We start from the raw sequence: 23709 nt of genomic DNA, 5'->3' as shown, positions 1-23709 counted from the left end.
CCGCGCTGTTGCGCGCCGGTGGCACCCTCGGGCTATGTCACGCCGTCAGCTCTGTGGAGACCTCAATGGTGTTCGTGCGCTGGTGGCGGACGGGCTGGCCCCGCTCGAGGAGATGCCCGAGGACTTCTGGGTGACGTCGGCGCTGGTCCGGGTGCGCGGCCTGGACGGCATGCTGGTGGCGGCGGCCGGCGGGCTGTCCGCCTGGAGTCGCACGCTGATCAGTTCGGCCCTCGTGTTTCCGCTGCTCTGGGCGGTGGCGTGGGCGGCCGGTGCGGTCGGTCTCGGGGCCGTCTGGGTGATCGTCCTGACCGTGCTGGCGCTGGCCGTGGCCATGCCGGCGCTGCTCTGGGTGACCGGGCGCCTCTCCCGGACGGTCGACAGCAGACGGATGGGGCCGGCGCCGGCCGCGGGCGAGGCCGGCAAGGAGGACGTCGTCGAGGTGCTGCTGCGGGCCCGGGTCCGGCTCGTGTCGGCGGCTCTGCGACAGGTGGGATCGCGGCGCTGGGATGCCGGGCATCTGACCCGGCTGGTGCACACGGACCGGGTGGTCAGCCGGATCGCGGATGCCGATCTGCTGCTCTGCCAGGCCATCGACTTTTTGGAGATCCATGCGGCGGAGCAGCGGCGGGGAATGGTGGCATGACGGACGAGGACATCTTCGCCGGCGACGTGGAGGGCCGGCTGGAGAGACTGGATCGGCAGGTGCGGGCCGTGGTGCTCGACGCGCAGTGCCGGGACTGGATCGCGGAGAGGCCCGACCGGGTGGGGTTCGCGCGGCTCGGGCAGGTGCACCATGAGTTACGGTCGGCGATCCGGCGGTACAACCCGATGCGCAAGGCCGAGGACTGGGTGTGGCCGGTGCTCAGCACCGCCACCTGGCTGGTCACCACGCTGGTGATCCTGCTCGTCGCCGATCGTCCGGCGGCCCCGCTGACCCTGGCGTTCGCGCTGGTGGCGGGCCTGATCGTGGCGCAGGCGGCGATCTCGGTGACGGAGCAGCGGAAGAAGAAGGCGGCGGCGGCCGGGATCGAGGACCCGGCCCTCTACGCCGACCTCACCCAGCGGATCGAGGCGTGCGCGGCGACGGCGCGGGCCGATCCGGAGCAACGCGCCGCCGCCGAGGATCTCGGGCGGGCCCTGGACTGGGTGTCCGCGACCCGCGACGAGATCAGCCGTGGGTCTTCGCCAGCAACTCGATGATCTCGGCGGTGGTGCCGGTCTCGCCGAGGCGGGGGAAGATCTTCTCGACGCTGTTGCGGTGGGTGACCTCGTCGATGTCGGTCATCGCGTCGACCGCCAGGGTCACGTGGTAGTTGTGCTCGTGCGCGGCCCGGGCGGTGGACTCGACGCCGATGCTGGTGGCGATGCCGGTCAGCACGACCTGGGTGACGCCGCGGCGGCGTAGCTGCAGATCGAGGTCGGTGCCGTGGAAGGCACCCCAGTTGCGCTTGGTGACCACGATGTCGCCCGGGCCGGTGATGTCCTCGGCGATGACGTCCCAGCCCTCGGGGCGGGGGCGCGGCGGGCGCGGGCCGCCGTCGATGCGGCCGGTGACCGCGTCCGAGCCGTCGGCCAGGTTGGTGACCCGGACCAGGACCACCGGCAGGCCGTGCGCGCGGAACGCGGCGGCCAGCGATGCGGTGCGGGCGACCACGTCGGGGGCGGCGATCGGGGCGGTGGGTGTGGCCACGATGCCGCCCTGCAGGTCGATGACGACCAGGGCGGTCTTCGGGTCGAGGGTGGTGACGGGCATGGTTCAGGGCCTTTCATCGGAAGGGGTGCCGATCCGGCGCAGGGACCGGTCGGCGAGGACCACGACCAGCAGCAGGGTCGCGACGACGAGCAGGAAGATGGCGAGGTCGTGCAGGCCGGCGGTGTCGGCGCCGTGCTTGAAGAAGGCACCGGTGGCGGCCGAGGAGACCATCGCGCCGAGGTAGGCGAACGTGCGCAGCAGGCCGGCCGACGCGCCCATCCGGTCGGGGTCGGCCTGGAAGTAGACGGCGTTCTGGTTGGCCAGGCTGTTCAGGCCCTGCGGCAGCCCGCAGACCAGCGAGATCAGCACCAGCAGCCAGAGCGCGCTGCCCCCGTGCAGGATGAGCATCAGCGCCGCCACCGCGATCTGGCTGACCGCGCCGACCAGCAGCTTGCCGCGGAACTCGGCGCGCCGGCCGGTGAGCGCCGAGACCCCGATCGCGACCAGCGACATCGGCAGCAGGATCAGGCCGGCGTGCGCGGCGCTGAGCCCGCGACCGGCCTCCAGCCACTGGGTGAAGCCGTAGAGGAACGCGTACGCCACGGTCTGGGCGAGCAGGGTGCGGACGTACGTGGCGATCAGCGGCGCGTTGCCGCCGAAGACGCGTACGTCCAAGAACGGGTCGACGTAACGCAGCTCGCGCCACCCGAAGCCGGCGGCGAGGACGATCGTCAGCGGCAGCAGCCAGAGGTGCCCGATCGACGGGCTCATCAGGAAGAGCATCAGCGCGGTGAGCGTGCCCGCGAACAGCCCGATGCCCAGGTGGTCGAGGCGCGCGTGGGCCTCCGGCCGGTCCGAGCGGGGCAGCAGGATCGCGCCGAGCACGAGACAGAGGACGGCGAGCGGGATGTTGACCGCGAACAGCGCACGCCAGCCGGCCGCGCCGATGAGCAGGCCGCCCAGGGTCGGGCCGACCACGACGATGGTCTGTGCCGAGACGGCGAGGGTGGTGAGCAGGCCGCCGGGCTTCTCGACGCCGGAGCGGCGGATCAGATACATCGCCGCCGGGTAACCCGCGCAGGTGCCGAAGCCGAGCAGGACCCGGGCCGCCACCAGCACCCACAGCGACGGCGCGAACGTGCCGATGATCCCGGCGATGCCGACCACGGCGGCGCCGGCCAGGTAGAGCGGCCGGGCACCGTAGCGGTCGACGAGCCGGCCGACGACCGGCTGGCCGGTGGCGGTGGCCAGGTAGAGCCCGGAGACCAGCCAGGCGGTCTCGGCGGGCACGGCGTGGAAGGTGATCGCGATCGGGACGAGCGCGACCGCGAGCATCGACGAGTTGACCGGGTTGAGGATCGAGCCGAGGACCAGCGGCAGGATCAGCCGCCGGTCGAAGGTGCGCGGCGGCGCCTCGACGGCGGCGGTCACTGCCCGGCCAGCCGGTCGAGCAGGCCCATCGCCTCGATCACGGTCTGCCGCTCGGCCTCGGTGAAGTCTCGGGCCAGCGCCTCGGCCAGCCACTCCTCCCGCTCGCGCCGGGAGCCCTCGACCACCTGGCGGCCCGCCTCGCTCAGCGAGATCTGCTGGCGGCGGCCGTCGGTCGGGTCGGGGGTGCGGTCGATCAGCCCGCGCTCGGCGAGCGCCGCGACCAGGGCGGCCATCGACTGCGGGCGGATCCGCTCAAGGGTGGCGAGCATGCTCGCGGTGGCCGGGCCGTCCTTGGACAGACGGCTCAGCACCGACGTCTGCGAGGGGGTCAGGTCACCCAGATCGGCGACCTCGCGAAGCCGGCGGCGCAGACGGCTGTAAACCGTCCGCACCTCGCTGGCCGCACGACGAGCCGAAGCCGGGGTCTCTGTCATGCCCCAACCATAAACTCGTCAGTCTGAACTGACAAGTTTGAACTGATCAGTTGTGCCTGCCGTATTACTGCCCCAGGAGCCATGTGTGCGGCGCGGCCAGCCCTCGCGCCTTGGCCGGCCCCCACGAACCCAGCGGGTAGGAGATCGGGCGCGACGGGGTGTCGAGCAGCGGCTGGACCGCCTTCCAGGCGGCCGACAGCCCGTCCGGCCGGGTGAAGAGGGCGCGGTCACCGACCAGCACGTCGTGGATCAGGCGGGAGTACGGCGGGAGCGGGTCGGCATCCTGCACGCTGGTCAGCGGGAGCGCGACCCGGGCCGGCTCCAGCTCGTCGGCGATCCCGGGCTGCTTGGCCAGCAGCGACAGGTCGACCTCACCGGTGCCGGCCAGCGAGAACGACAAGACGTTCGATTGCGGTGGGAGCTTCGGGAACGGCTTTCCGGGGGTACGCAACACCAGGCTCACCCGCTGCTCGCTGACCGTCATCTTCTTGCCCGTACGCAACAGGAACGGCACGCCCTTCCATCGTGGCGAGTCGATCCACAGCTTGGCGGCGACGAACGTGTCGGTCCGCGATCGTGACGCCACCCCCTTGATGTCCTGGTAACCGGCGTACTGGCCGAGCACCGCCTCGGCCGGGTCGATCGGCCGGAATTTGCGGATGACGGTCTCCCGGGCCGACTGGAGCTCGGCCGCGGACAGTCCGGCCGGCGGCTCCATGGCGACCTCGGCCGCCACCTGGAACAGGTGGGTGACCAGCATGTCCAGCACCGCGCCGGTGGCGTCGTAGAACTCGGCCCGGTTGTCCACCCCCAGCGTCTCGGGCACGTCGATCTGCACGCTCTCCACGTGCTCACGGCTCCACAGCGCGCTGAACGCGGTGTTCGCGAAGCGCATGGCGTGCAGCTGCTGGGTCGCTTCCTTGCCGAGGAAGTGGTCGATCCGGTAGACCTGCGACTCGTCCAGCACGGCGTGGACCTGCCGGTTGAGCTTGCGGAAGGCGTCCGGCGAGGTGCCGAACGGCTTCTCGTAGACGACCCGGGCGCCGGTGGCCAGGCCGTGCTTGTCCAGCGCCTTGGTGAGCTCCGGGAAGGCCACCGGCGGCACCGCCAGGTAGTGCACGAGCTGGGCCTTCGGGCCGACCTCGGCCCGGGCGTCGGCGATCACGTCGAGCAGGCTGCCCGGTGAGTCGGTGTTGAAGCCGCCGCCGGCGAACCGCAGCCGCTTGGCGAACTCGCGCCACGGCCCCTTGCCGGGCGCCGGCCCGAACTCCTCGAGCGCCTCCCGGACCCGGCCGCGGAAATCCTCGTGCGAGACGTCGCCGCGGCCGTTGCCGACCAGGATCCACTTCTCCGGCAGCAGGCCCTCGATGGCGAGCGTGTAGAACGCCGGCAGGACCATCCGCCGGGCCAGGTCACCGGTGGCGCCGAACAGCACGAAAACCGTCATGACCGGCAGCTTTCCCGCTGCCGGGCCCGCTCACACCGGGCGGCGCCGTCGCGTAGGTCTCGGACGCCCGCCATCGCCGGGGTTCGCCACCACCAATCTGCAACTTGCACGGAGGGGGGTGCCATCGGTGCCCACCAATGGGGCACAGTGGACAGATGCTCACCGACGTGGACCTGCCCGCGCCCGGATTGCTCTGGACCAGGTGGGCGACGATCGCCGCCTCGCTGGCCGGCCTCGGGTTCGCCGATGTCTGGTTCGTCGACGACCGCGGGGCCCACCACGACAAACACGGCGGCAGCTGGGCCCGATTCGCGCTGCTCGACGGCGCCCGGGCCGTGCTGTTCGGCTATGACCTGGAACACAGTGCGACCGCCGCCGCCGATCCGCCGATCGACCTGCTCACCGGCGCGCCCGGCTGGCTGCCGTGGGCCGAGCTGACCGAGCTCGCCGATCAGGGCCGGCTCGGTTTCGTGGTCTGGCACGCCGAGGGCCGCTGGTCGCGGGTCCGCTACCGGGACGACATCGGCGACGGCCTGGTGCAGACCACCGGCGCGGTGCTGAGCAGCGAGAACACGCTGCGCGAGCTGGCCGACGTCATCACCGAGTGGGGCGAGCACGACCTGAGCACTCCCGCCGAGCGCGACGAGGTGCGCGAGGCGGCCGAGAAACTGCTGGCCGCGGCGGTGCGCGGCGAGGTGGCGGCCGGCGCGTTCGAACGGCTGCTGGGCCGGCTCCCGTCGCTCGACCTGAACAACGCGCTGTTCGCGGCGGGCCGGGGCGGGATCACGGCCGGCACCCGCCCGCCCCGGATCGAGCCGGGCGAGCGGCCGCCGATGCGCCGGGTCCGGCAGCTCAGCGAGGGCGAGCACGACCGGCTGGTCTGGGCGGCCATGCACGACACCGGGGAGCTGCGCCGGCCGGTTCCGCCGGTCACCGCCGAGCTGGACGCGCTGGCCGACTGGGCCCGCGGGCGGGCCGCGGCCGGGGACGGCCGGTGCACGGTGCTGATCTACGCCGACGCGACGAGCATCGGCGGCCAGCCGGGCGAGCATCCGCCGGCCGAGTTTCCGGGCGAGGACCGCCGGGAGGTGTTCCGCGAGCTCACCGACCTGGTGCGGGCGCTGCGCCGGGCCGAGTCCGACCCGCGCTACGGCCGATGGCTGTTCCTGCGGCTGGAGACGACCGGCGACGGCCTGCGGGTGGAACGGCGCTACGACACCTGGCCGGAGTGGTGGCCGGACGACGGCGTGACCGGTCCGTGGCGCACCAACCTCCAGGAGGAGATGGACGGCCGCGCCCCGGACTGGCGCCCGGACTGGGTGCGGCTCCTCGACCCGTCGGTGGCGTTCCGGCCCTGATCGCGCCAGCTTCAGCTGCGGCTTTAACTGCGGCAGCGGTCGGCGGAGTACAGGTGGCTGTCCGGGAACTGGGCTGCGGTCAGGGCCGGGCCGATCACGATCACCGCGGTTCGGCGGATGTCGGCCTCCTTCACCAGAGCCGCGATCTCGGACAGGGGGGCCCGCAGGATCTGCTCGTCGGGGCGGCTTGCCCTGGCCACCACCGCCACCGGGCAGTCCGGGCCGTACGACGGGAGCAGCTCGGCCACCACCGCGTCGATTCGCTGGACGGCCAGGTGCAGGACCATCGTCGAGCGGGACGCGGCCAGCGTGGTCAGGTCCTCGCCGGCGGGCATCGCGGTGGCTCGCTCGGCGGTTCTGGTCAGGATCACCGTCTGGGCCACGCCGGGGACGGTCAGCTCGCGGGCCAGCGATGCCGCGGCGGCGGCGAATGCCGGCACGCCCGGGGTCACGTCGTAGGGGACTCCGGCGGCGTCCAGGCGGCGGAACTGTTCGGCTATCGCGCTGAAGACCGACGGGTCGCCGGAATGCAGGCGGGCCACGTCCTGGCCGTTCGCGTGGGCCCGGACCAGCTCGGCGATGATCTCGTCCAGGGTCAGCGACGACGTGTCGATCTTGCGGGCGCCGGGCGGGCAGATCTCCAGGAGCTCCTCCGGGACCAGGCTTCCGGCGTACAGGCAGACCGGGGACGCGGCGATCAGCCGCTGGCCGCGCACCGTGATCAGGTCGGCGGCGCCGGGGCCGGCGCCGATGAAATGGACCGTCATACCGTCACCGACCAGATCGTTACCGGCATCATCGTTCTCCATCCCGTGAAACCACCGACCGGGGAACCCCGGCTCACCGACAGGCGGACCAGCTCGCCGCCGTGCTTCGCATGGGCGGCGGCCACCGCCGCCTCCGACTCGACGGTCACCGCGTTCGCCACCAGGCGGCCGCCCGGCGGTAACGCTGCCAGGCCGGCGTCCAGCACGCCGTCGCGGGTCAGGCCGCCGCCGATGAAGATCGTGTCCGGGGTGGGCAGGCCGGCCAGCGCGGCCGGGGCGCGGCCCTCGACCACCCGCAGTGACGGGACGCCCAGTGACCGGGCGTTCGCGCGGATCGTCGCGCAGCGTGCCGGGTCGGACTCGACGGTTACCGCCCGGCAGTCCGGGTGGCTGCGCATCCACTCGATGCCGATGCTGCCCGAGCCGCCGCCGACGTCCCAGAGCAGAGCTCCGGGGACCGGCGCCAGCAGCGCCAGGGTCACGGCGCGGACCTCACGCTTGGTGAGTTGACCATCAGTTTCGTACGCGTCGTCGGGCAGACCGGGCACGACGGGTACGGCCGGGCCGGCGCCGCAGTCCACGGCGATCACGTGGAGTGGGTCGACCTCGTGCGACCACTCGGCGGCGGTGCCCTCGACCAGGCGTTCACCCGGGCCGCCCAGCTGCTCCAGCACGGTCAGCCGGGCGGCGCCGAAACCAGCGTCCACCAGCAGCTCCGCCACCTGGGCGGGGGTGCCGGCGTCCCGGGACAGGACCAGGATCCGGCGGCCCGGGTTGAGCAGCCGGCGCAGGGCCGCCGGGTCGGCGGTGACCAGGCTGAGCACGTCGGTGCCGGCCAGCGGCCAGCCCATCCGGGCGGCGGCCAGCGACGCTGCCGATGGGTGCGATTCCACGCGTACGCGATCAATGCCCAGCAAACGCACCAGGGTGGCGCCGATGCCGTGGAACATCGGGTCGCCGCTGGCCAGCACGCAGACCCGCCGCCCGCGGTGCTCGTCGAGCAGGCCGGGCAGGGCCGGGAGCAGGGGCGATGGCCACGGGACGCGGGTGGCGCCGACCTCCGGCGGGAGGAGCTCCAGCTGGCGGGAACTGCCGAAAATCACCTCGGCTGCGGCGAGGGCGCTCATCGGCGTACCCGCAAGATCGGACCAGCCGCCGGCGCCGATGCCGACCACCGTGACCAGATCGGGGTTGTCGGCGCGCATGGCGTGACGTTATCGCGGTGCCGGACGCTGAGATTTTCTGCCTCCGGTTGAGCGAAGCCGCCGTGGGCTGCGTACTTCAACCAGACGGCTCCCCGAGACCGGGTCGTCACGCCGCCCGCAGGGGGTGGGCGGCGCCGAAGACGACCGCCGGACAGGTGAGGACGATGGCGCAAGGGCCGCCGATGTTCCAGACCTCTCGCGAGAAGCGCGAGCAGCGGGACCAGCGCGAGCAGCGCTCCCCTGGGGAAGAGGACGCACAGTTCTTCGCTGACCTGCGGGCCGCTCCCAACGATGACAACTGGGGAACTCAGCAGCCCTCCCGCTATGACGACGAGACGGACTCGCGCTATTCGACCGGTACGCGGTTGTCGGACCCGCGGATGCCGATCGAGCGCACCCCCGTCGACCCGTGGAGCGGCGCTGACCAGGACGAATACGCCTCGGAGCGGCGGGCCGTGCCGGAGCTCGACGACCGGCGGCCGCAGACCTGGGACACCTACATCGCCGACCGCGAGGTCGACGATCCGTACCGGCGCAGCGACATCCTCGTCGAGTCGCACACCGACCCGACCGGCTGGAAGGCCTCCGGGCCGGCCCAGCCGCCGATCCCGGACGACCGGCCGCCGGCCGAGGCTGTCAGTGGAAACCGGCTGCTCACCATCCTGCTGTTCTTCTCCGGGCTGGCCACCAGCGTGTCGCTGTGGCTGTTCGACACGCAGGCCGGCGCGATCAACGACACCGCCACCGCGATGCTCGCGGCCGGCCGGATCACCGGGCTGATCGGCGGCTACCTGCTCTTCATCCAGCTGCTCATGATGAGCCGGGTCTCCTGGCTCGAGGAGTGGGTGGGCGCCCGCGACCTGCTGCGCTGGCACCGCTGGCTGGGCACCTCGCTGGTGGTCGCGGTGCTCGCGCACATCGTCTTCATCGTCTACGGGTACGCGCTGACCGGCGACACCGGCGTGGTCGATCAGGGCTTCACGATCATCACGACGTTCCCGGACATGCTCAAGGCCACCGCCGCCACGATCATCCTGGTCGTGATCAGCCTGATCTCGATCCGCGGCGCCCGGGCGAAACTCCCGTACGAGCTGTGGCACCTGATCCACCTCACCGGCTACCTGGTGCTGCTCCTCGGCTACGGCCACCAGGTCGCCACCGGGGCCGACCTGAGCGGCAAGTTCGCCTCGGTGTTCTGGCCCGCCCTCACCGCCCTGGTCATCTCGGCGCTGGTCTGGGGCCGGCTGGTCGAGCCTCTCTGGCTGAACGTCCGGCACCGCTTCGAGGTCGCCGAGGTCGTGGCCGAGGGCACCAACACGTTCTCGATCTACATCGACGGCAAGAAACTCGAAAAGCTGCCCGCGCAGGCCGGCCAGTTCATGCGGTGGCGCTTCCTGACCCGCAACGGCTGGTGGCAGTCGCACCCGTTCTCGCTGTCCGCGGCGCCCAACAAGGAATGGCTGCGGCTCACCGTCACCGCCGTCGGCGGGCACACGTCACGCCTCGGCATGATGAAGCCGGGCACGCCGGTGTGGGCGGAGGGGCCGTTCGGCACGTTCACCGCCCAACGGCGTACCCGTCGCCGTGCCCTTCTGATCGCCGGCGGCAGCGGCATCGCCCCGATCCGCGCCCTCCTCGAGGACATGCCGCCGGACACCATCGTGATCTACCGGGCGTCCCGGCCCGACGAGCTGGTCTTCCGCGGTGAGCTGGAGGAGCTGGCCGAACGGCGGGACGCGTGGGTGCGCTACATCGTGGGATCGCGCAACGACCCCGGTCCGCGGCGGCTGTTCACGCCGAACGGGCTGCTGGGCCTGGTGCCGGACGTGAGCCGGCGCGATGTCTACCTGTGCGGGCCGCCCGGGCTCGTCGAGGCGGCGGTTTCCACGCTGCGGGAGCTCGACGTGCCGGACAGCCAGCTGCACCTGGACCCGTTCGAGTTCTGATCCCCCTTTCGGCTTTCGGCCCTCAAGCAAGGAGATTCGCGATGCGACGCAGTACCGCCGCCGCTGTCGGCACTCTCACCGGAGCCGCCCTGATCGTCGGGGTTCGGCTGAGCGTGCAGCCGGTTGCGCCGATCGCCGCACCGCCTGCTGTCGATCTCGTGGACAGCACACCGTCGGCTTCTCCGTCCAAGGCGGCGTCCTCGAAGAAGCCGGCGGCGTCGTCTTCTTCCAAGGCCGCCGAGAAGGAAGAGACCGGCCTCAAGGACGGCGTCTTCAAGGGCAAGGGCTCGCAGAACATCTACGGCACCGTCCAGGTCTCCATCAAGATCGCGGACGGCAAGATCACGGCGGCCGAGGCGACCTACCCCACGACCGGCAACAGCGCCACGATCAACCCCGGCGCGGTCGCGAAGCTCAAGCAGGAGACCCTGCAGAAGCAGAGCGCCAACGTCGCGGCGGTGTCCGGGGCGACCTACACGAGCAAGTCGTACCAGGAGTCGCTGCAGGCGGCGTTGGACTCAGCCAAGGCGTAGGGTCCTCCTCGTGCGCCACGTCGAGCAGGTGATGGGTACGGCCGTCAGCATCGAGCTGGCCGACGACCGCCCCGAGCGGGAACTCCGCGAGCTGATCGCCGACGTGTGCCGCTGGCTGCACGAGGTGGACGCGCGCTTCTCCACGTACAAGGACGACAGCGAGGTCAGCCGCATGCGCCGCGGCGAGCTGACCGCCGCCGACTGCTCGGCCGACATGCGCCACGTCCTGTCCGCCTGCGCCGACCTCTGGCGAGACACCGACGGTTACTTCGACGCGTACGCCCTGGGTCCGCTCGACCCCTCCGGCTACGTCAAGGGCTGGTCGGTGGAGGTCGCCTCGGACCGGCTGCTGGCGGCCGGCTCGGCCAACCACTACATCAACGCCGGCGGCGACATCCGCATGCGCGGAACCCACCCCGAGGGCGGCCCGTGGCGGGTCGGCATCCGCCACCCGTGGGAGTCCGACAAGGTCAGCTGGGTGCTGGCGCTGACCGACGGCGCGATCGCGACATCGGGCACCTACGAGCGCGGCAACCACGTGATCAACCCACGCACCGGCCAACCGGCCAAGGGGCTGCGCTCGGTGACAGTGGTCGGCCCGAGCCTGGCGTTGGCCGACGCGTACGCGACGGCCGCACTGGCGATGGGCGAGCCCGGCCTGAACTGGCTGGCCAAGCTGGCCGCCGACGGTTACGAGTCGGCGGTCGTGACCGACGACGGCCGGGCCTTCAGCTCCGCCAACCTCCCCGCCGCGGTCTAGGGCGCATCTGACGGATCACCCAGGGCTGCGGCGTGGCCCAGAGCGCGCCTGACGGCGCCCGCGACGCGCCCACATACAACACCGGTATGAGGGCGCGTCGCGGGCGACGCCAGCCACACTCTGGACCTCGCCTCGCACTTGGGTGATCCGTCAGATGCGCCCTAGCTTCGTTCTGCGTTCTTTTCTGCGCGGGCCTCCAGGTACTGCCGTTCGGGCAGGCTGAGCGTGCGCCGGGCGGCCAGCCGGTACTGCGCACGTGCCGCCGCCCGGTCGCCGGTCATCTCCAGCAGATGTGCGCGGACCGCCGCCACCCGATGGTGTTCGGCCAGGGCCGGATCGGCCGCCGCCGTCGCCAACTCGGCCAGCGCGACCACCGGACCGTCCACCTCGGCCAGCGCGACGATCCGGTTCAGCGTGACCATCGGCCCCGGCGCGAGGAGCCGCAACAGCCCGTACAGCTGCAGGATCTGCGGCCAATCGGTGAGCTCGGGCCGCGCCGCCTCGTCGTGAATCGCCGCGATCGCGGCCTGCACCTGAAACGGCCCGATCGTCGCGCTCCGCAACGTCCCGGTGATCAGCGAAACACCCTCGGCGATCGTCGTGGAGTTCCAGAGCGTGCGGTCCTGCTCGGCCAGCGGCACCAGACCGCCGTCGGGCCGCGTGCGCGCCGGCCGCCGCGCATCGGTGAGCAGCATCAGCGCCAGCAGCCCGGCCACCTCACCGTCTTCGGGCAGCTGTCCTCGCAGCTGCCGGGCCAGGCGGATCGCCTCGGCCGTCAGCTCGACGCGGCTGAGCTCCGCACCGGAACTCGCGGTGTGCCCTTCATTGAAGATCAAATAAAGCACCTGGAGTACGGCGGTGAGCCGCGCCGCCCACTCCTCCGCCGACGGCATCTCGAACCGTGCGCCGCTCGCCCGGATGCGCTGCTTGGCCCGGCTGATCCGCTGCCCGACGGTAGCCTCCGGAACCAGCAGAGCCCGCGCGATCTCCGCCGTGGTCAACCCGCCGACCGCCCGGAGCGTCAGCGCGACCTGCGAGATAGGCGTGAGCGACGGATGACAGCAGAGAAACAGCAGGGTCAGCTCATCGTCACCACGCGGCTCGACCGCGTCCGGCATCCGCCCGGCCGTCTCCTCACGCCGGCGCCGGGCACTCTCGTTGCGAGTCAGCTCGACCCGCCGGCGAGCGGCCACCCGAATCAGCCACCCGGCCGGACTATCCGGAACGCCCTCGACCGGCCACTGCTTCGCCGCCGCCAGCAGGGCCTCCTGCACCGCGTCCTCGCAGGTGTCGAGGTCACCGTAGCGACGCACCACCGCCCCCAGCACCTGCGGCGCGCACTCGCGGAGCAGATCGTCGAGCGCCCTCACATGTCCCCTCACATGTCCCACTGGCTCATGTCCAGCACGGGCCGCACCTCCACCTCGGTATTGGCCGCGTCCGGCACCTTGGCCGCCCAGGCGACAGCTTCGTCGAGCCCCGCGCAGTCGATCAGATAGAACCCGGCCAGATGCTCCTTCACCTCCGCGTAGGGCCCGTCCGAGGCGATCGTGCGACCGTCACGGACGGACACCCACTTGGCCAGCTCCGGATCGGCCAGCCCTTCGGAGGCGACCAGCACACCCGCCGAGCCCATCTCAGCGCTCAGCTCCATGTGCCCACGCCCAAAATCCATCCGTTCCTGATCGCTCAGCTTCGCCCAGACCGCCAGCGACCGCTCATTCGACTGAATCAGAATCAAGTACTTCACGGTCTCTCCTCGCTTCCCCGCCATCGTTTCGGTGTCGCAGAGATGTCGAAGCCGAGATCGCGGTTTCGACGTACCGGCGGAAAGGAGTTGCCATGTCGAACGACGAGACCCAGATCCGCAACATCCTCACGGCGCAGGCCGCCGCCCTGCAGGCCGGCGACGTCAAAGCCATGCTGTCCCATTACGCCCCCGAGGTGGTGTCGTTCACGCTGGCCCCACCGCTGCGCCAGCAGACCGACCCACACGACCCCGCCCCCACCGAGCGGTGGATCGCCACCTTCGAGGCGCCCCCAGCCCGCACATACACGCAGGTGACCGTGACGGCCGGCGCGGAGGTAGCTTTCGTGACCGCCCTGACCAGCCTGTCAGCCACCCCGAAGGGCAGCCCCGAGCCATTCACCCTCTGGCACCGCACCACCATCGGCCTGCGCAAGACCAACGGCCAGTGGCTGATCACCCACGAACACGAATCCGTCCCTTTCGAGATGGACGGCTCCTTCCAGGCCTCAGTCAACTTGAAGCCGTAACCCAGCCCTCCGTTGGTCAGAAGTCGGCGAACAAGTAGGGCAGCTGGCGGGGGAACATCATGGCCAGGGTCGGGATCGCCGCCGGCGTGATTTCGCCCAGGCCCCGGGTGAAGACCTCCACCGGGTCCAGGACGCCGTAGACCAGGGCGCTGAAGCCGGCCGCCGTGAGAGTGGCGGCTGGGGTCGTGCCCTTGGACACGGCGAGGGTGCCGTCGCGGGCGTCCAGGTGCCAGATGCCGCCGATCAGATCGTCGTCGGCGATCTCGACAGTGACCTCGCCCGGGCCGGCCTGCGAGCCGGACAACGCCTCGATGTCGAGCACCCGGACCATCGGGGCGTTGTCGGTCGGGTTGTCGACCTTGCCCGCGACGGTCACCGTGAAATCGACGCCCCACAGCTCGGGCACGTCGTCGGCGCTGATCCGGACCGAGACGCGGGCCACCTGGTCGACGTGCCGGGCGAAGAACTGGAGCAGCAGCGCCCGGCCGAGCGGTCCCGTGCAGTGCAGATCATGCGCGACCAGGTCGCCGCCGTGGGCCTCGATCACGTAGCGCACCACGCCGACCACCTCGCCGCCGGAGCGGGCCACCGCCACCCACGACTTCATGTCCCGGTTTTCCGAGGCGCGCACCTCGTCGAAGACCGCGAACCCGTGCCGTCGGCTCATCACGCGCTGGATGAGCCCGTCATACTCCTCGAAGGCCTCGCTCATCGGCAGGCGCTCCACCTCGCCCGGGAGCTCCGCGCGCAGCAGATGACCGAGCCCCTCCGGGGCGAAGACGGCGGTCCGGTGCCGGGGGATGCCCACGAAGCCGAACTTCGCGTAGAAGCTAGGGCGGAACGGGTAGAGCGCACTCACGGCACAGCCCTCCTCGCGCACCTGCCGCAGCAGCCGCTGCAGGAGCTCACGCACCAGCCCGCGGCGGCGGGCCGCCGGATGCGTCGCGACCGAGGCCACGCCGGCCATGTCGTAGACGGTGCCGCGCACATTCTCCCGCATGCGCAGGGCAGCCACCCCGGCCAGCGTCTTGCCGTCCTCCTCGGCGATCAGGTTGACCGCCGTCTCGAAGAACCGCATGCGCCCGCGATAGGTCTCCTCATCCTCCGAAGACCACGGCGAAGGCATGAACGCATAGCTCTGCAGCGGGAACATGGTCGTCGTGCGCTCGGCCGCGCTGATCTGCCGGAAGTTCATGGAGTTATCCAACACCGGGAGGCCGGGGGAGTGCGCGCCAGATTTCCAGGCTGTGGATAACCGGGAAAGCGCAGCTTGCGGACCGGCGGCGACGCGCCGGGGGACCCCGGTTTGGCAAGGCGGACGGCAACAGGCTAAGGTTTCATCCGTCGCCAGGGAAGCGCAAGCGCCCCGGGAGAGACAAGCGGACGTAGCGCAGCTGGTAGCGCATCACCTTGCCAAGGTGAGGGTCGCGGGTTCGAATCCCGTCGTCCGCTCGGAGTGGCCTTGCGGGGCTGACTCGGTGGAGTGGCCGAGAGGCGAGGCAACGGCCTGCAAAGCCGTGTACACGGGTTCAAATCCCGTCTCCACCTCGGCGAAAGCCAAGGGCGATTGGCGCAGCGGGAGCGCGCTTCCTTGACACGGAAGAGGTCACTGGTTCGATCCCAGTATCGCCCACCAGCTCAGAGGCCATGTCCAGACGATGGACATGGCCTCTTCTGGTTGCTGAGTGACTAGCTGAGTGACTATCCCTCCATGCTGGAACTCCGTGCATCGAAGACGCGGTCCAGGGCTGTCACTCTGCTGAGCAACGTGTGAGCCACGTCTGTGGTGCCGTGCCGGCTCGCGGCTTCCGCCCGGTGCCGGCTAGTCCTGTCGCAGCCAGAGCGGGCGACACAGCGCATGCTCGGGCAGGTCCCGGCGGAGGAGGGCGACTGGGGCTTTACGAGACTCGAACGCCTGAGGGGTTTCCCCAACACGCTTTCCAAGTCTGCGGAGTGCCGTCCGGGGCGGGTCGATCACGTTCGCTACCTGAGAGAATCCCCGTGCAGCCTGACTCCCGGACATGGCCGTACAGAGACGAATGAGACGGAGACTGAGACGGGTCGGAGGGTTCCCGGGCCGCCGAGGAGACGAACGCATGACCTTCTCCGAGTGTGCCGACGGCGACGGCTTTGACGGTGCGGGTCTCGCGACGGCCGTGACCGCGGTCGCAGGTCGTGGAAGTGCATGCCGGGCACGACCGGTGCGATCAGGCGGCGGGGGTTGCCGTCGGTGGCCGGTCGCCAGTAGCGGCGGCTGAAGTTGGAGCGGCGGTAGAGGCCGCCCTCGGCGCCGACGAAGACGTGAGTGTGGTCGTGGGAGTCGAGGTGGTCGCGGAGCCGGGTAACCAGGAACGGCGGCAACAGGATGTTGCGTACGGCGGCCGGGGTCTTGGGTGGTCCGAGTTCGAGGGTGCCGGCGATCTCGTGCAAGGAGGAGCTACGAGCAAGGGCTTTAGCTTGAGACGAGGGTGTTGGCGGTGTCCGCGACCGCGCCGATGGTGGCCTGGGTGCGGGTGTTGGCCGCATGCAGGGCAATCGCCATGGCGCCGACCTCGTCCCTGGTATGCACATCGGCGGTCACGGTGAGGTCCCCGCCGGCGATCGCGTCGACGGTGGCGGACACTCGGCGCAGCGGCGCCACAATGCGCCGAGCGGCATACAACACCAAGCCGAGCGCGAGCCGGATACCGACAATCAGCACCACGATGACCTGCGAGCGCCCCTGCTTGACAGTCGGCTCTGGCCGCAGCCCCGGTGCGGAGGCCCTGGGCCGCTTCAGCCTTCGCCGCGACGGCCAAGAGACCGGCCGCGCCCGCTGTCGTCGGTGCGGCCACTGTCAGATCGTGTGCGCAGCGGAGGTTGCGTCCAACCACGCGGCAGCGCGGGCACGGACCGGCGAATTTCTCCGGACCACGGCAGTCATGCCGGTAAGAGCGCCATGCTGATTGCGCCTCCATGAAGGCGGTGCGATCGGTCCCGTCGCGACCGTTTCCTGCGGTTGATGCCGTCGAACTGTTCCTTCCGATGCGCAGATGATCAGGCGCGTAGCGGTGGTCACGCGGACCGGCGGGTATCGGCGATCCGGCGTACCAGTGCATGGACGGTCGTGTCGATCGTCTGTCCTTCCCGGGCGGCGGCCGCGATCATCTCGGAGAAGTTGTCGACCCCGGACAGTCGTTTGGCTGCTTCCCGGACGAGGCCGCGAATCTGGGCGAACAGTTTGACGGCGTCGGCCCCGTCGTCGATCCGGCTGCATTCGACCCGGCCGTTGAACGTCAGGGTGCCCATCTCCCGCAACAACGCGTCCAGCTGGCCGAGCGGCGTTCGTAGCTGCGGCATCAGGTCCCGTAACTCGCCGAGGAGCCGGCTGGTGGTCCGCACGTCGTCCGAGATCCCTTCGGCCAGCAGTCCCAGGTCGTCGATGAGGATCGGGTCGGGGGCCTGGTCGCGGATCAGTTCCGTGACGAAGGTCCGCAACGCGTCGGCCTCGAGCTTCGAGGCGGCGACGGAGTACGCGAGCGCACCGAGGGTGGTGCGAATCCGGTCGATGATGTTGGTGAGCAGTTCAGCGGCGGCGAGGATGCCGCCGACGCCGTCCTTGACGAGCCCGGCGACCGCGGAGACCCCGGCGGCGCGCTCACCGAGCTGGTGACCGAGCAACGCCGTCTGCAACGAGAAGAGGTAGATCTTGCGAGCAAGGTCCCGGACGTACGCGGACTGGTCGGCGAGCTGCGCGCCGTGGGACTCGAACATGTCGATCCGTTGCACGAGCGCCAGCAACGAGTCTGAGACCCGGGCGTACTCCTGGCCGAGTTCGGCGGCCTGCAGCGCGGCGCCGCGGCGGTCGGGCCGGCCCGACGCGTGGAACTGCTCTTGGGCAGCCTCCATCACCTCGGTGCGGGCGGCGACCTCGGCCGGGAGGAGTTGGCCCATGAACGCCTCGTAGCCGGCGAACCCGGCACCGGTGAGCAGTTCGCCGAGCTGGGCCGTGCCCGCCGCGATGATTTCCGGGCCCGCCGCGCCGGCCGCCTCGGCGGCCCGCTCGGCGTTGAGGACGTCGGTGTAGATCGCCTGGACGGCGGCGAACAGTTCGGGGTGGCACGGCTTCTGGCGGATCGACAGGTATCCGCCGGTGACGGGCCGGATCGAGGCGAGCACCCAGTAGTAAGAGCCGTCGGCGGCGAGGTTCACCGTGTAGGCGCTGATCTGGAGCCCGGCGGCGAGCCGGTCCCAGACGAGCGCGAACACCGACCGGGGCATCCACGGGTGCCGGACCATGTTGTGCGGCTCGCCGATCAGCTCCTCGCGTGCGTAGCCGGAGACGCGGACGAACACCTCGTTGCAGGACAGGATCCGGCCCTTGGCGTCGGTGCGGGAGAAGAACAGGTCACTGACCCGGAACGTGCTCTCTCGTCCGGTGACGGCGGGGCGGGCGTGACGCACGAGGTCCTCCAGCGTAGTGGTCTGCCGACAGGACCGCGCCGTGTCGAGTCCAGCACTCGCCGACGCCCACCCGGCGGGGTAAGGGCTCTACGGCAGCCGTCAAGCGAAGCGGTGGCGGCCTGCCCCCGGATGGCTCGTTCCTCCCCGACTACTTATCGGCCGATCCATCCGCGAGCGGAGAGCATCCGACTGAGCAACGTAAGGCCCTCGCCCGGTTCGAGCATCGGCCAGGCCGGGCTTGCCACGCGGGCGGCCCTACGCGAGACGGCGAACTCGCGGCCGGCGGGCGACGCGGTCACGCACACGCTTGCTCCGCTGCATCGCCTGGCAAGCGTCCTGGAGGGCGAGCTGGACCTCAAGATCACAGTACGACCATGCGCGCCGAGTCCCCGCTAGCCTCGTGGTAGCCGCACCATTTCGAGAGTCCCGCCGCGGCCTTGGGCGTCGGAGCGCAGCGCAGTACACCCGTCATGGTGGCCGGGCGGCAGGGCTCGCTGCACCGTCGCTGTTCGAGCATCGGATCAGTCTGGCGGCGCTGCCCGGTGACCGGCGTTGGGCTGGTCAGGTGTTGCGTCGGCGTACGGCTGGTAGCGTCACAACTGGCCCCTGAGCTGCGGGTATGCGGTTCGGATTCTGCCAAGTACGGTCCACCATATCCGCTGGTCAGCGCCTTGATCAGCGTCTGTTCTGGACTGTGATCTTGCGTTTGTGGGAACAGTTTTGCTCCCACAGTAACTGAAGAGGTCCCATTCGACCGTTACCAGAAGCTGCCGCTGTCCAATGCTGACACGGAAGTGGTCACTGGTTAGGTCCAAGTATCGCCCACCATCTATATATGCAGGTTAATCGGCCGGTTACCGATCAGTTGGTAATGTGTCTTATGGTATCTCGCCCGTTACGTCGGAGCATGGTCACCGCTCTCGTCCGGGGTGACAGCTTCCGTTAGCCGATTGCCCTGCTCCCCGGTGAGCACTTCCTACTTGCCAAGGTTGTTGGCGGAGGCAACGGCCGTTCCGGAGCGGCAGCGTTCGCCGCCCGAGCCGTGGCGGAGCATCTTCGTTCCCGGACCCCAGAGCAGGTTACCGAGGTCGCGGCTGCTTCGCCGCCGCGACCCGCGGCGCGCGCTGCGGGTGGCGGCCGGGTGGTTGGCCGCGCTGCTGCCTGCCGCAGTCGTCACCCAGCCGTGGGCGTAAAGCCGAGGTACCGCTTGCGGGAACACGGTTGGTACCGGGAGAACATCCCGGCATGAGCTGGCCGAGATGCGTATGCCGTCCGCATGGCCGCCGGTAACGGGAACCCAGCCGCGCCTCCGCCTCCCGCAAGTCGGCGTCGTCCCAGCCGTCGCCGACCACGATCGGGCTCGCGTACTGGGCAGCGAACAGGCGGATGAACCGCCACGCGCCGACGGCATCCCTCAGGCCTCGGGCAAGCTCGACATGAAGATCGAACTGGGCTCCCACAACCCGACACCGTAGCCGGGTCAGCCCGCACTACTGACGCGCATCTGTCTCCGGATCTGGCGAGTCGCTCGCAACGGGACAAGCCGATGATCACCGACGGTGGTTCCCCGTGCGGGCCGGACAGCGGCGCCGTCGATCGGCTGGTTGGATGGTGTCGTGCAGCCGGATATCGAGTGGCTTGACGGCCAAGAGATCGATGGCGTCGTCGAGCGATCATTTCGCGTCACGCTGCCGGGCCGCCGTGTTCCGGGTGTGCTGTGGCTGCCGCCGTCGGGGTCCGCCCCGGTGCCGCTGGTGCTGTTGGGTCACGGCGGCAGCGGGCACAAGCGAAGTGTCCGGGTGCTCGAGCATGCCCGCTGGTTCGTCGCTCAGGCCGGATTCGCCGCGGTCGCGATCGACGGCCCGTACCACGGCGAGCGGGTGCCGGCCCCGGTACCGGCCGAGCAGTATCAGGCCCAGATCGCCGAGCTGGGGATCGAGGTGGTCCTCGACCGGATGATCGACGACTGGCGGGCCGCCGTGGACGCCGTTGCCACCTCCGGCGGGGTCGACTCCGGCCGGCTCGGCTATCTGGGCATGTCCATGGGGGCGCGGTTCGGCCTGGCGCTGGTGGCCGCGATGACCGACCGGTTCGGGTGCGTGGTCCTGGGCAAGTTCGGTCTTCGGCATGGAGGCGATTGACCACCTGGCAGAGGCCGGTCCGGGTCTTGGCAGGCCGCTGGTCGACCGCATTCACGGCAGCCGGCTGCACAACCTGAAGGAGCTGCGGCCTGGCTCCGCCGGGCGGTCGGAGATCCGCCTGCTTTCGTCTTCGACGTCGAGCGGGAAGCGGTGATCCTGGTTGCTGGGGACAAGGCGGGCCAGTGGAACCGCTGGTATCGGGAGAACATCCCCGTTGCGGAGGAGCGGTACGAGCAGTACGCGGTCGAGCGTAAGAACAAGGAGGGGCCATGACCGGGCGTCGGTGGAGCGAAGTGAAGGCCGAGGCGGTGGCCCGCCAGCCGTGGCTGGCCAGTGACGAGGCGGGGGAGCAGCGAGCGGCGATTCGAGCCGAGAACCTCGGCCGTATCCGGGGGGCATGAGCTGGCGGAGATGCGCAAGTCGGCCGGGCTAACCCAGGCCGAGGTAGCGACGACTCTTGGGGTGAGCCAGGCCCGGATCTCGCAGATCGAGCATGGCCAGGTCGACAGCCTGGACACGCTGCGCGCGTACGCCGAGGCGCTCGGCGGCGAGGTTTCTATAGTTGTCTCCCGCGGGCCGCTGACTTTGCGGGTCGCCTGACCCGGTTGTTGGTTGGCCGATTCGTCCGGCGGTGGGAATGTCAGAGGCCCCGTCGTCGTCCGGCACCGAGCCGAACAGGGCTCGACGGCGATGGTGAGGGTGGCGAGCGGTGGGCCTCTGGGAAGTCCGCGCCTGGTGTCCGGCGCGTCGGAAGGCGAGGCCGGTGCGCTCGCCTGCATTACTTCGTTTGTCCTGGTAGTGGCCCGCATGGCTAGCGGATGTGGGGAGCGCCGGACGATGATTGCCGCTGACCGGTGCGATGCCGATCGGTCGACAGCGCGTTGAGCTGAAATATTGGCTGCTCATGCGAATGTGAGCAGCATCCTCGGCATACTCGGGGTAGGCGCCGAGGCGATCCAGGCGCTTTCGAGCGTGGCCCGCTTGACCCGGTACATCGCCTCCCTGAGGGGCACACCGTTGCTGCGGTCGATGGTGGCGTAGTAGTCGATCAAACCCGTGCCGTGGTTGGTCCGGTACACGCGTGAATGCGGCGTCTGCAGCTCGTAGGTGCGATTGGTCTCCAGCCGGCCCGCAGGCCGGTGACGCACCCGAAGGCGAACACCATGTCGCTCCGCCCATGCCGTGACACCTCCGATTGTCTCGAGGACTGGTGAGGTAGAGCTTCGTGCGAGTCGGAACCGCAGCAGCAGCGCACCCACTGGGCGGCCGTGGCTAGATACGGTGCCGATACGCTCGGGCGCATACCGGATCGGTTGGAGCGGGCCATGCTGGAGATCGACAAGTTTGATCTTGACGAGATCGCGTTCGCGTTGTCGGATCAGAACGTCTACGACGAGCACCTGCACCTGGTCGACCCGGAGACCGGGGAGATGATGCTGTGGACCCGTGACGGCGGCATCGACGGCAAGACCCCGGTCGACCTGGACGACCTGGACCTCGTCGCGATCCGCCCCCTGCCCTCGTACGTCTGGCATGAGGACATGGCCGACTTCACCGAGTTGGTCAGCGATGACCAAGCGGCCCGCCGGCTCGCCCGCGCGATCAACGGCCGCGGTGCGTTCCGCCGGTTCAAGGACGAACTTCACGAGGAGTACCCGCACCTGTTACCGGCCTGGTATGCGTTCCGTGACGCCCGAGCCGCACGCCGGGCGGTCGACTGGCTGTTCGACGCTTCGCTGATCAGCCACGACGCCGCGGACCGCTTCCGGGCAGAGCATCCCGATCCGGCTGTGCCCTGAGGCCGATCCCCCCTAACGGGTGCGTCCGCGAGGTTGTCGGGTTGGTAGCGTTGGCGGCTTGCCGGGACCAGATCGGGCGGAGATCAGTGGGTAAGAACAGTCGCGAACGGCACAAGGCCAAGCGGAAGACGGCGGACGCGGCGCAACGCCGAAGGTCCGAGCGGGCGGCGGGTGGTGCCGATGATCCGTTGGGCCTGTTCGGTACACCGCGTGTTCCCTCGCAGCTGGAGCTCGCGGAGCAGATCATCGAGCAGGCGATCCACGCCCAGCATGGCGAACACAGCGCCGAGCTGGACCGTTGTCATGCTCTGTTGATCGCGGGGCCGGGTGGTGCAATCGGGATCCAGGTCGTCAACCGTGCCCTGCTGGCGCGGTTGCTGCACGATGTGGAGCAGGCGTGGCGGCGCGGCTGGCAGCCGGCCGAACTGGTCCGGGTGGCGCGCCGCGAATGCGGCGCACGTCATGGCCGGCTGATGGTCGATGCCATCGCGGCGCGGATGCGCGGCTATCCCATGGCCACCGTCGACCCGTGGTGGCAGTCACAGCTGGCGATCCTCGAAGCACGGGTCTGGTGGGACCACGATGACCATTACGTGAGGATCTGGGGTGACCGGCAGGGTCTGGACCGCGCCACCTCGATCGCCGCGCTGATCGACGTGCTTCATCTGCTCGCGACGCTGCCGGCGATCGAGGTGGTCGGCCCGGCTCCCGGCGATGCCCGGCCGGCCACGGCGCCCGCGCCGACGGACGTCGACCAGCGGATGCTCGATCGGGTCCGGGCGTTGCTGGCCAAGGCGGAGTCTACCGACTTCCCGCAGGAGGCCGACGCGTTCACGGCCAAGGCGCAGGAGTTGATGGCCCGGCACCGGATCGACCACGCCCTGCTGGTGGCCGCGACCGGTGAACGCGACCAGCCGGTCACCCGCCGGGTCGCCGTCGACAATCCGTATGAGGCGCCGAAGTCGTTGCTGCTCCAGGTCGTCGCGGAGGCGAACAGTTGCCGGGCGGTGTGGGCGAAGCGCTTCGGTTTCACCACCGTCGTCGGCTTCCCGGCGGATCTGGATGCCACCGAACTGCTGTTCACGTCGCTGCTGGTGCAGGCGACCAGGGCGATGACTCAGGCCAAACCCACCACCGACGAGTACGGGCGTAACACCACCCGCTCGTTTCGGCAGTCGTTCCTGACGGCGTACGCGTCGCGGATCGGTGAACGGCTCAGCGCCGCGGCCGACGAGGTCGGCCAGGAAGCGGCCGGCTCGGCCGGCGGCGCCCAGCTGCTACCGGTGCTCGCGGCCCGTGACGACGCGGTACGCGAAGCGTTCGAGAAACAGTTCCCTCAGCTGACGCACCATACGACGAATATCAACAATCGGCAGGGCTGGGCGTCGGGCCGGGCCGCCGCCGACCGGGCAGCACTGCACGGCCGGCACGCGGTCGCCCACGAGTGAACCCCACCGGCAGCCCCGGCAGCGGCC

At 70.3% G+C, this 23709-nt stretch carries 24 protein-coding genes, 3 tRNA genes and 1 pseudogene; 16 read left to right on the top strand and 12 right to left on the bottom strand.

The features are described from left to right. Positions 1-34: 34 nt before the first annotated feature. Both Adu01nite_RS18755 and Adu01nite_RS18750 read left to right on the top strand, forming a co-directional pair. A complete protein-coding gene (locus Adu01nite_RS18755) occupies positions 35-643 on the top strand; it encodes a hypothetical protein (protein ID WP_203728174.1) in 609 nt (202 codons plus the stop codon). After that, complete coding sequence (locus tag Adu01nite_RS18750) at positions 640-1200, top strand: hypothetical protein (RefSeq protein ID WP_203728173.1); 561 nt, start codon at positions 640-642, stop codon at positions 1198-1200. Before Adu01nite_RS18755 ends, Adu01nite_RS18750 begins: the two co-directional genes overlap by 4 nt. On the opposite strand, the gene Adu01nite_RS18745 is transcribed toward Adu01nite_RS18750, so the two are convergent. The 4 genes from Adu01nite_RS18745 to Adu01nite_RS18730 form a co-directional block, all read right to left on the bottom strand. Then, the gene (locus Adu01nite_RS18745; protein WP_203728172.1) at positions 1169-1753 is read right to left on the bottom strand and encodes an isochorismatase family protein; all 585 of its coding nucleotides are present in this window, start codon (positions 1751-1753) and stop codon (positions 1169-1171) included. The two genes, Adu01nite_RS18750 and Adu01nite_RS18745, sit on opposite strands and share 32 nt — an antisense overlap. Positions 1754-1756: 3 nt before the next feature. Further along, positions 1757-3124 (bottom strand): MFS transporter, encoded by a 1368-nt coding sequence (locus tag Adu01nite_RS18740; RefSeq protein ID WP_203728171.1) that lies wholly within the window; start codon positions 3122-3124, stop codon positions 1757-1759. Continuing rightward, positions 3121-3558: a MarR family winged helix-turn-helix transcriptional regulator gene (locus tag Adu01nite_RS18735; RefSeq protein WP_203728170.1), complete on the bottom strand. Its 438-nt coding sequence runs from the start codon at positions 3556-3558 to the stop codon at positions 3121-3123. The genes Adu01nite_RS18740 and Adu01nite_RS18735 overlap by 4 nt, the downstream gene beginning before the upstream one ends. 64 nt (positions 3559-3622) lie before the next feature. Then, positions 3623-5005: a glucose-6-phosphate dehydrogenase gene (locus Adu01nite_RS18730; RefSeq protein ID WP_203728169.1), complete on the bottom strand. Its 1383-nt coding sequence runs from the start codon at positions 5003-5005 to the stop codon at positions 3623-3625. Between the two features lie 155 nt (positions 5006-5160). Between Adu01nite_RS18730 and Adu01nite_RS18725 the strand changes: the two genes are divergently transcribed. Beyond that, entirely contained in the window at positions 5161-6363 is a 1203-nt protein-coding gene (locus tag Adu01nite_RS18725; protein ID WP_203728168.1) for a hypothetical protein, read from the top strand. Positions 6364-6386: 23 nt separating this feature from the next. Here the strand turns inward: Adu01nite_RS18725 and cobM are convergent, their stop codons facing one another. Together cobM and cbiE are read right to left on the bottom strand one after the other, a co-directional pair. Then, the gene (cobM, locus tag Adu01nite_RS18720) at positions 6387-7130 is read right to left on the bottom strand and encodes a precorrin-4 C(11)-methyltransferase (protein ID WP_203728167.1); all 744 of its coding nucleotides are present in this window, start codon (positions 7128-7130) and stop codon (positions 6387-6389) included. Continuing rightward, positions 7127-8335: a precorrin-6y C5,15-methyltransferase (decarboxylating) subunit CbiE gene (gene cbiE / locus Adu01nite_RS18715; protein ID WP_203728166.1), complete on the bottom strand. Its 1209-nt coding sequence runs from the start codon at positions 8333-8335 to the stop codon at positions 7127-7129. The genes cobM and cbiE overlap by 4 nt, the downstream gene beginning before the upstream one ends. Positions 8336-8517: 182 nt before the next feature. On the opposite strand from cbiE, the gene Adu01nite_RS18710 reads away from it, so the two are divergent. From Adu01nite_RS18710 to Adu01nite_RS18700, 3 genes are read left to right on the top strand one after another with little or no spacing between them, the layout of a single operon-like run. Continuing rightward, the gene (locus tag Adu01nite_RS18710; protein ID WP_239132517.1) at positions 8518-10281 is read left to right on the top strand and encodes a ferredoxin reductase family protein; all 1764 of its coding nucleotides are present in this window, start codon (positions 8518-8520) and stop codon (positions 10279-10281) included. A gap of 41 nt (positions 10282-10322) precedes the next feature. Then, a complete protein-coding gene (locus Adu01nite_RS18705) occupies positions 10323-10814 on the top strand; it encodes an FMN-binding protein (RefSeq protein ID WP_203728165.1) in 492 nt (163 codons plus the stop codon). Positions 10815-10845: 31 nt separating this feature from the next. Further along, positions 10846-11574 (top strand): FAD:protein FMN transferase, encoded by a 729-nt coding sequence (locus Adu01nite_RS18700; protein WP_203728238.1) that lies wholly within the window; start codon positions 10846-10848, stop codon positions 11572-11574. A gap of 161 nt (positions 11575-11735) precedes the next feature. Here Adu01nite_RS18700 and Adu01nite_RS18695 read toward each other — a convergent pair whose 3' ends face one another. Both Adu01nite_RS18695 and Adu01nite_RS18690 read right to left on the bottom strand, forming a co-directional pair. After that, positions 11736-12944 carry an RNA polymerase sigma factor gene (locus Adu01nite_RS18695; protein ID WP_203728164.1) on the bottom strand — a complete coding sequence of 403 codons (1209 nt, stop codon included), beginning with the start codon at positions 12942-12944 and terminating at the stop codon, positions 11736-11738. An 8-nt stretch (positions 12945-12952) separates the two neighbouring features. Continuing rightward, complete coding sequence (locus tag Adu01nite_RS18690) at positions 12953-13324, bottom strand: YciI family protein (RefSeq protein ID WP_203728163.1); 372 nt, start codon at positions 13322-13324, stop codon at positions 12953-12955. A gap of 92 nt (positions 13325-13416) precedes the next feature. On the opposite strand from Adu01nite_RS18690, the gene Adu01nite_RS18685 reads away from it, so the two are divergent. Then, a complete protein-coding gene (locus tag Adu01nite_RS18685; RefSeq protein WP_203728162.1) occupies positions 13417-13851 on the top strand; it encodes a YybH family protein in 435 nt (144 codons plus the stop codon). 16 nt (positions 13852-13867) lie between these two features. Here Adu01nite_RS18685 and Adu01nite_RS18680 read toward each other — a convergent pair whose 3' ends face one another. Then, positions 13868-15046 (bottom strand): GNAT family N-acetyltransferase, encoded by a 1179-nt coding sequence (locus tag Adu01nite_RS18680; RefSeq protein WP_203728161.1) that lies wholly within the window; start codon positions 15044-15046, stop codon positions 13868-13870. 184 nt (positions 15047-15230) lie between these two features. Here Adu01nite_RS18680 and Adu01nite_RS18675 point away from each other — a divergent pair. The 3 genes from Adu01nite_RS18675 (at position 15231) to Adu01nite_RS18665 (ending at position 15487) form a co-directional block, all read left to right on the top strand. After that, positions 15231-15303, top strand: a tRNA-Gly gene (locus Adu01nite_RS18675). A gap of 25 nt (positions 15304-15328) precedes the next feature. Beyond that, positions 15329-15399, top strand: a tRNA-Cys gene (locus Adu01nite_RS18670). 13 nt (positions 15400-15412) lie between these two features. After that, a tRNA-Val gene (locus Adu01nite_RS18665) sits at positions 15413-15487 on the top strand. A gap of 816 nt (positions 15488-16303) precedes the next feature. On the opposite strand, the gene Adu01nite_RS18660 is transcribed toward Adu01nite_RS18665, so the two are convergent. Together Adu01nite_RS18660 and Adu01nite_RS18655 are read right to left on the bottom strand one after the other, a co-directional pair. Beyond that, positions 16304-16555 (bottom strand): HAMP domain-containing protein, encoded by a 252-nt coding sequence (locus tag Adu01nite_RS18660; protein WP_203728160.1) that lies wholly within the window; start codon positions 16553-16555, stop codon positions 16304-16306. 350 nt (positions 16556-16905) lie between these two features. Further along, complete coding sequence (locus Adu01nite_RS18655) at positions 16906-18294, bottom strand: PAS domain-containing protein (protein WP_203728159.1); 1389 nt, start codon at positions 18292-18294, stop codon at positions 16906-16908. Positions 18295-19853: 1559 nt separating this feature from the next. Here Adu01nite_RS18655 and Adu01nite_RS18650 point away from each other — a divergent pair. The 4 genes and pseudogenes from Adu01nite_RS18650 to Adu01nite_RS18640 all read left to right on the top strand — a co-directional run bounded on the left by Adu01nite_RS18650 (position 19854) and on the right by Adu01nite_RS18640 (position 21035). Continuing rightward, a complete protein-coding gene (locus Adu01nite_RS18650) occupies positions 19854-20435 on the top strand; it encodes an alpha/beta hydrolase (RefSeq protein WP_307836640.1) in 582 nt (193 codons plus the stop codon). Then, positions 20422-20708: pseudogene (locus Adu01nite_RS18645) on the top strand (type II toxin-antitoxin system RelE/ParE family toxin); the annotation flags it as partial. The gene Adu01nite_RS18650 and the pseudogene Adu01nite_RS18645, both read left to right, overlap by 14 nt. Beyond that, a complete protein-coding gene (locus Adu01nite_RS48505) occupies positions 20705-20836 on the top strand; it encodes a hypothetical protein (protein ID WP_275414669.1) in 132 nt (43 codons plus the stop codon). The pseudogene Adu01nite_RS18645 and the gene Adu01nite_RS48505, both read left to right, overlap by 4 nt. A gap of 10 nt (positions 20837-20846) precedes the next feature. Then, on the top strand, positions 20847-21035 hold the full coding sequence (locus Adu01nite_RS18640) for a helix-turn-helix domain-containing protein (RefSeq protein ID WP_203728157.1): 189 nt from the start codon (positions 20847-20849) through the stop codon (positions 21033-21035). Positions 21036-21337: 302 nt separating this feature from the next. On the opposite strand, the gene Adu01nite_RS18635 is transcribed toward Adu01nite_RS18640, so the two are convergent. After that, positions 21338-21583, bottom strand: a complete 246-nt coding sequence (locus tag Adu01nite_RS18635) for a hypothetical protein (RefSeq protein ID WP_203728156.1) — start codon at positions 21581-21583, stop codon at positions 21338-21340. A gap of 177 nt (positions 21584-21760) precedes the next feature. Between Adu01nite_RS18635 and Adu01nite_RS18630 the strand changes: the two genes are divergently transcribed. Both Adu01nite_RS18630 and Adu01nite_RS18625 read left to right on the top strand, forming a co-directional pair. Then, on the top strand, positions 21761-22234 hold the full coding sequence (locus Adu01nite_RS18630; RefSeq protein WP_203728155.1) for a UPF0158 family protein: 474 nt from the start codon (positions 21761-21763) through the stop codon (positions 22232-22234). An 86-nt stretch (positions 22235-22320) separates the two neighbouring features. Beyond that, entirely contained in the window at positions 22321-23682 is a 1362-nt protein-coding gene (locus Adu01nite_RS18625) for a DUF2786 domain-containing protein (RefSeq protein ID WP_203728154.1), read from the top strand. Positions 23683-23709 lie beyond the last annotated feature (27 nt).

The sequence above is a fragment of the Paractinoplanes durhamensis genome, assembly GCF_016862175.1.
Classification (GTDB): Bacteria; Actinomycetota; Actinomycetes; order Mycobacteriales; family Micromonosporaceae; genus Actinoplanes; species Actinoplanes durhamensis.
Note: the sequence above shows the minus strand (reverse complement) of the source record. Positions and strands in the feature narration are given on the sequence as shown.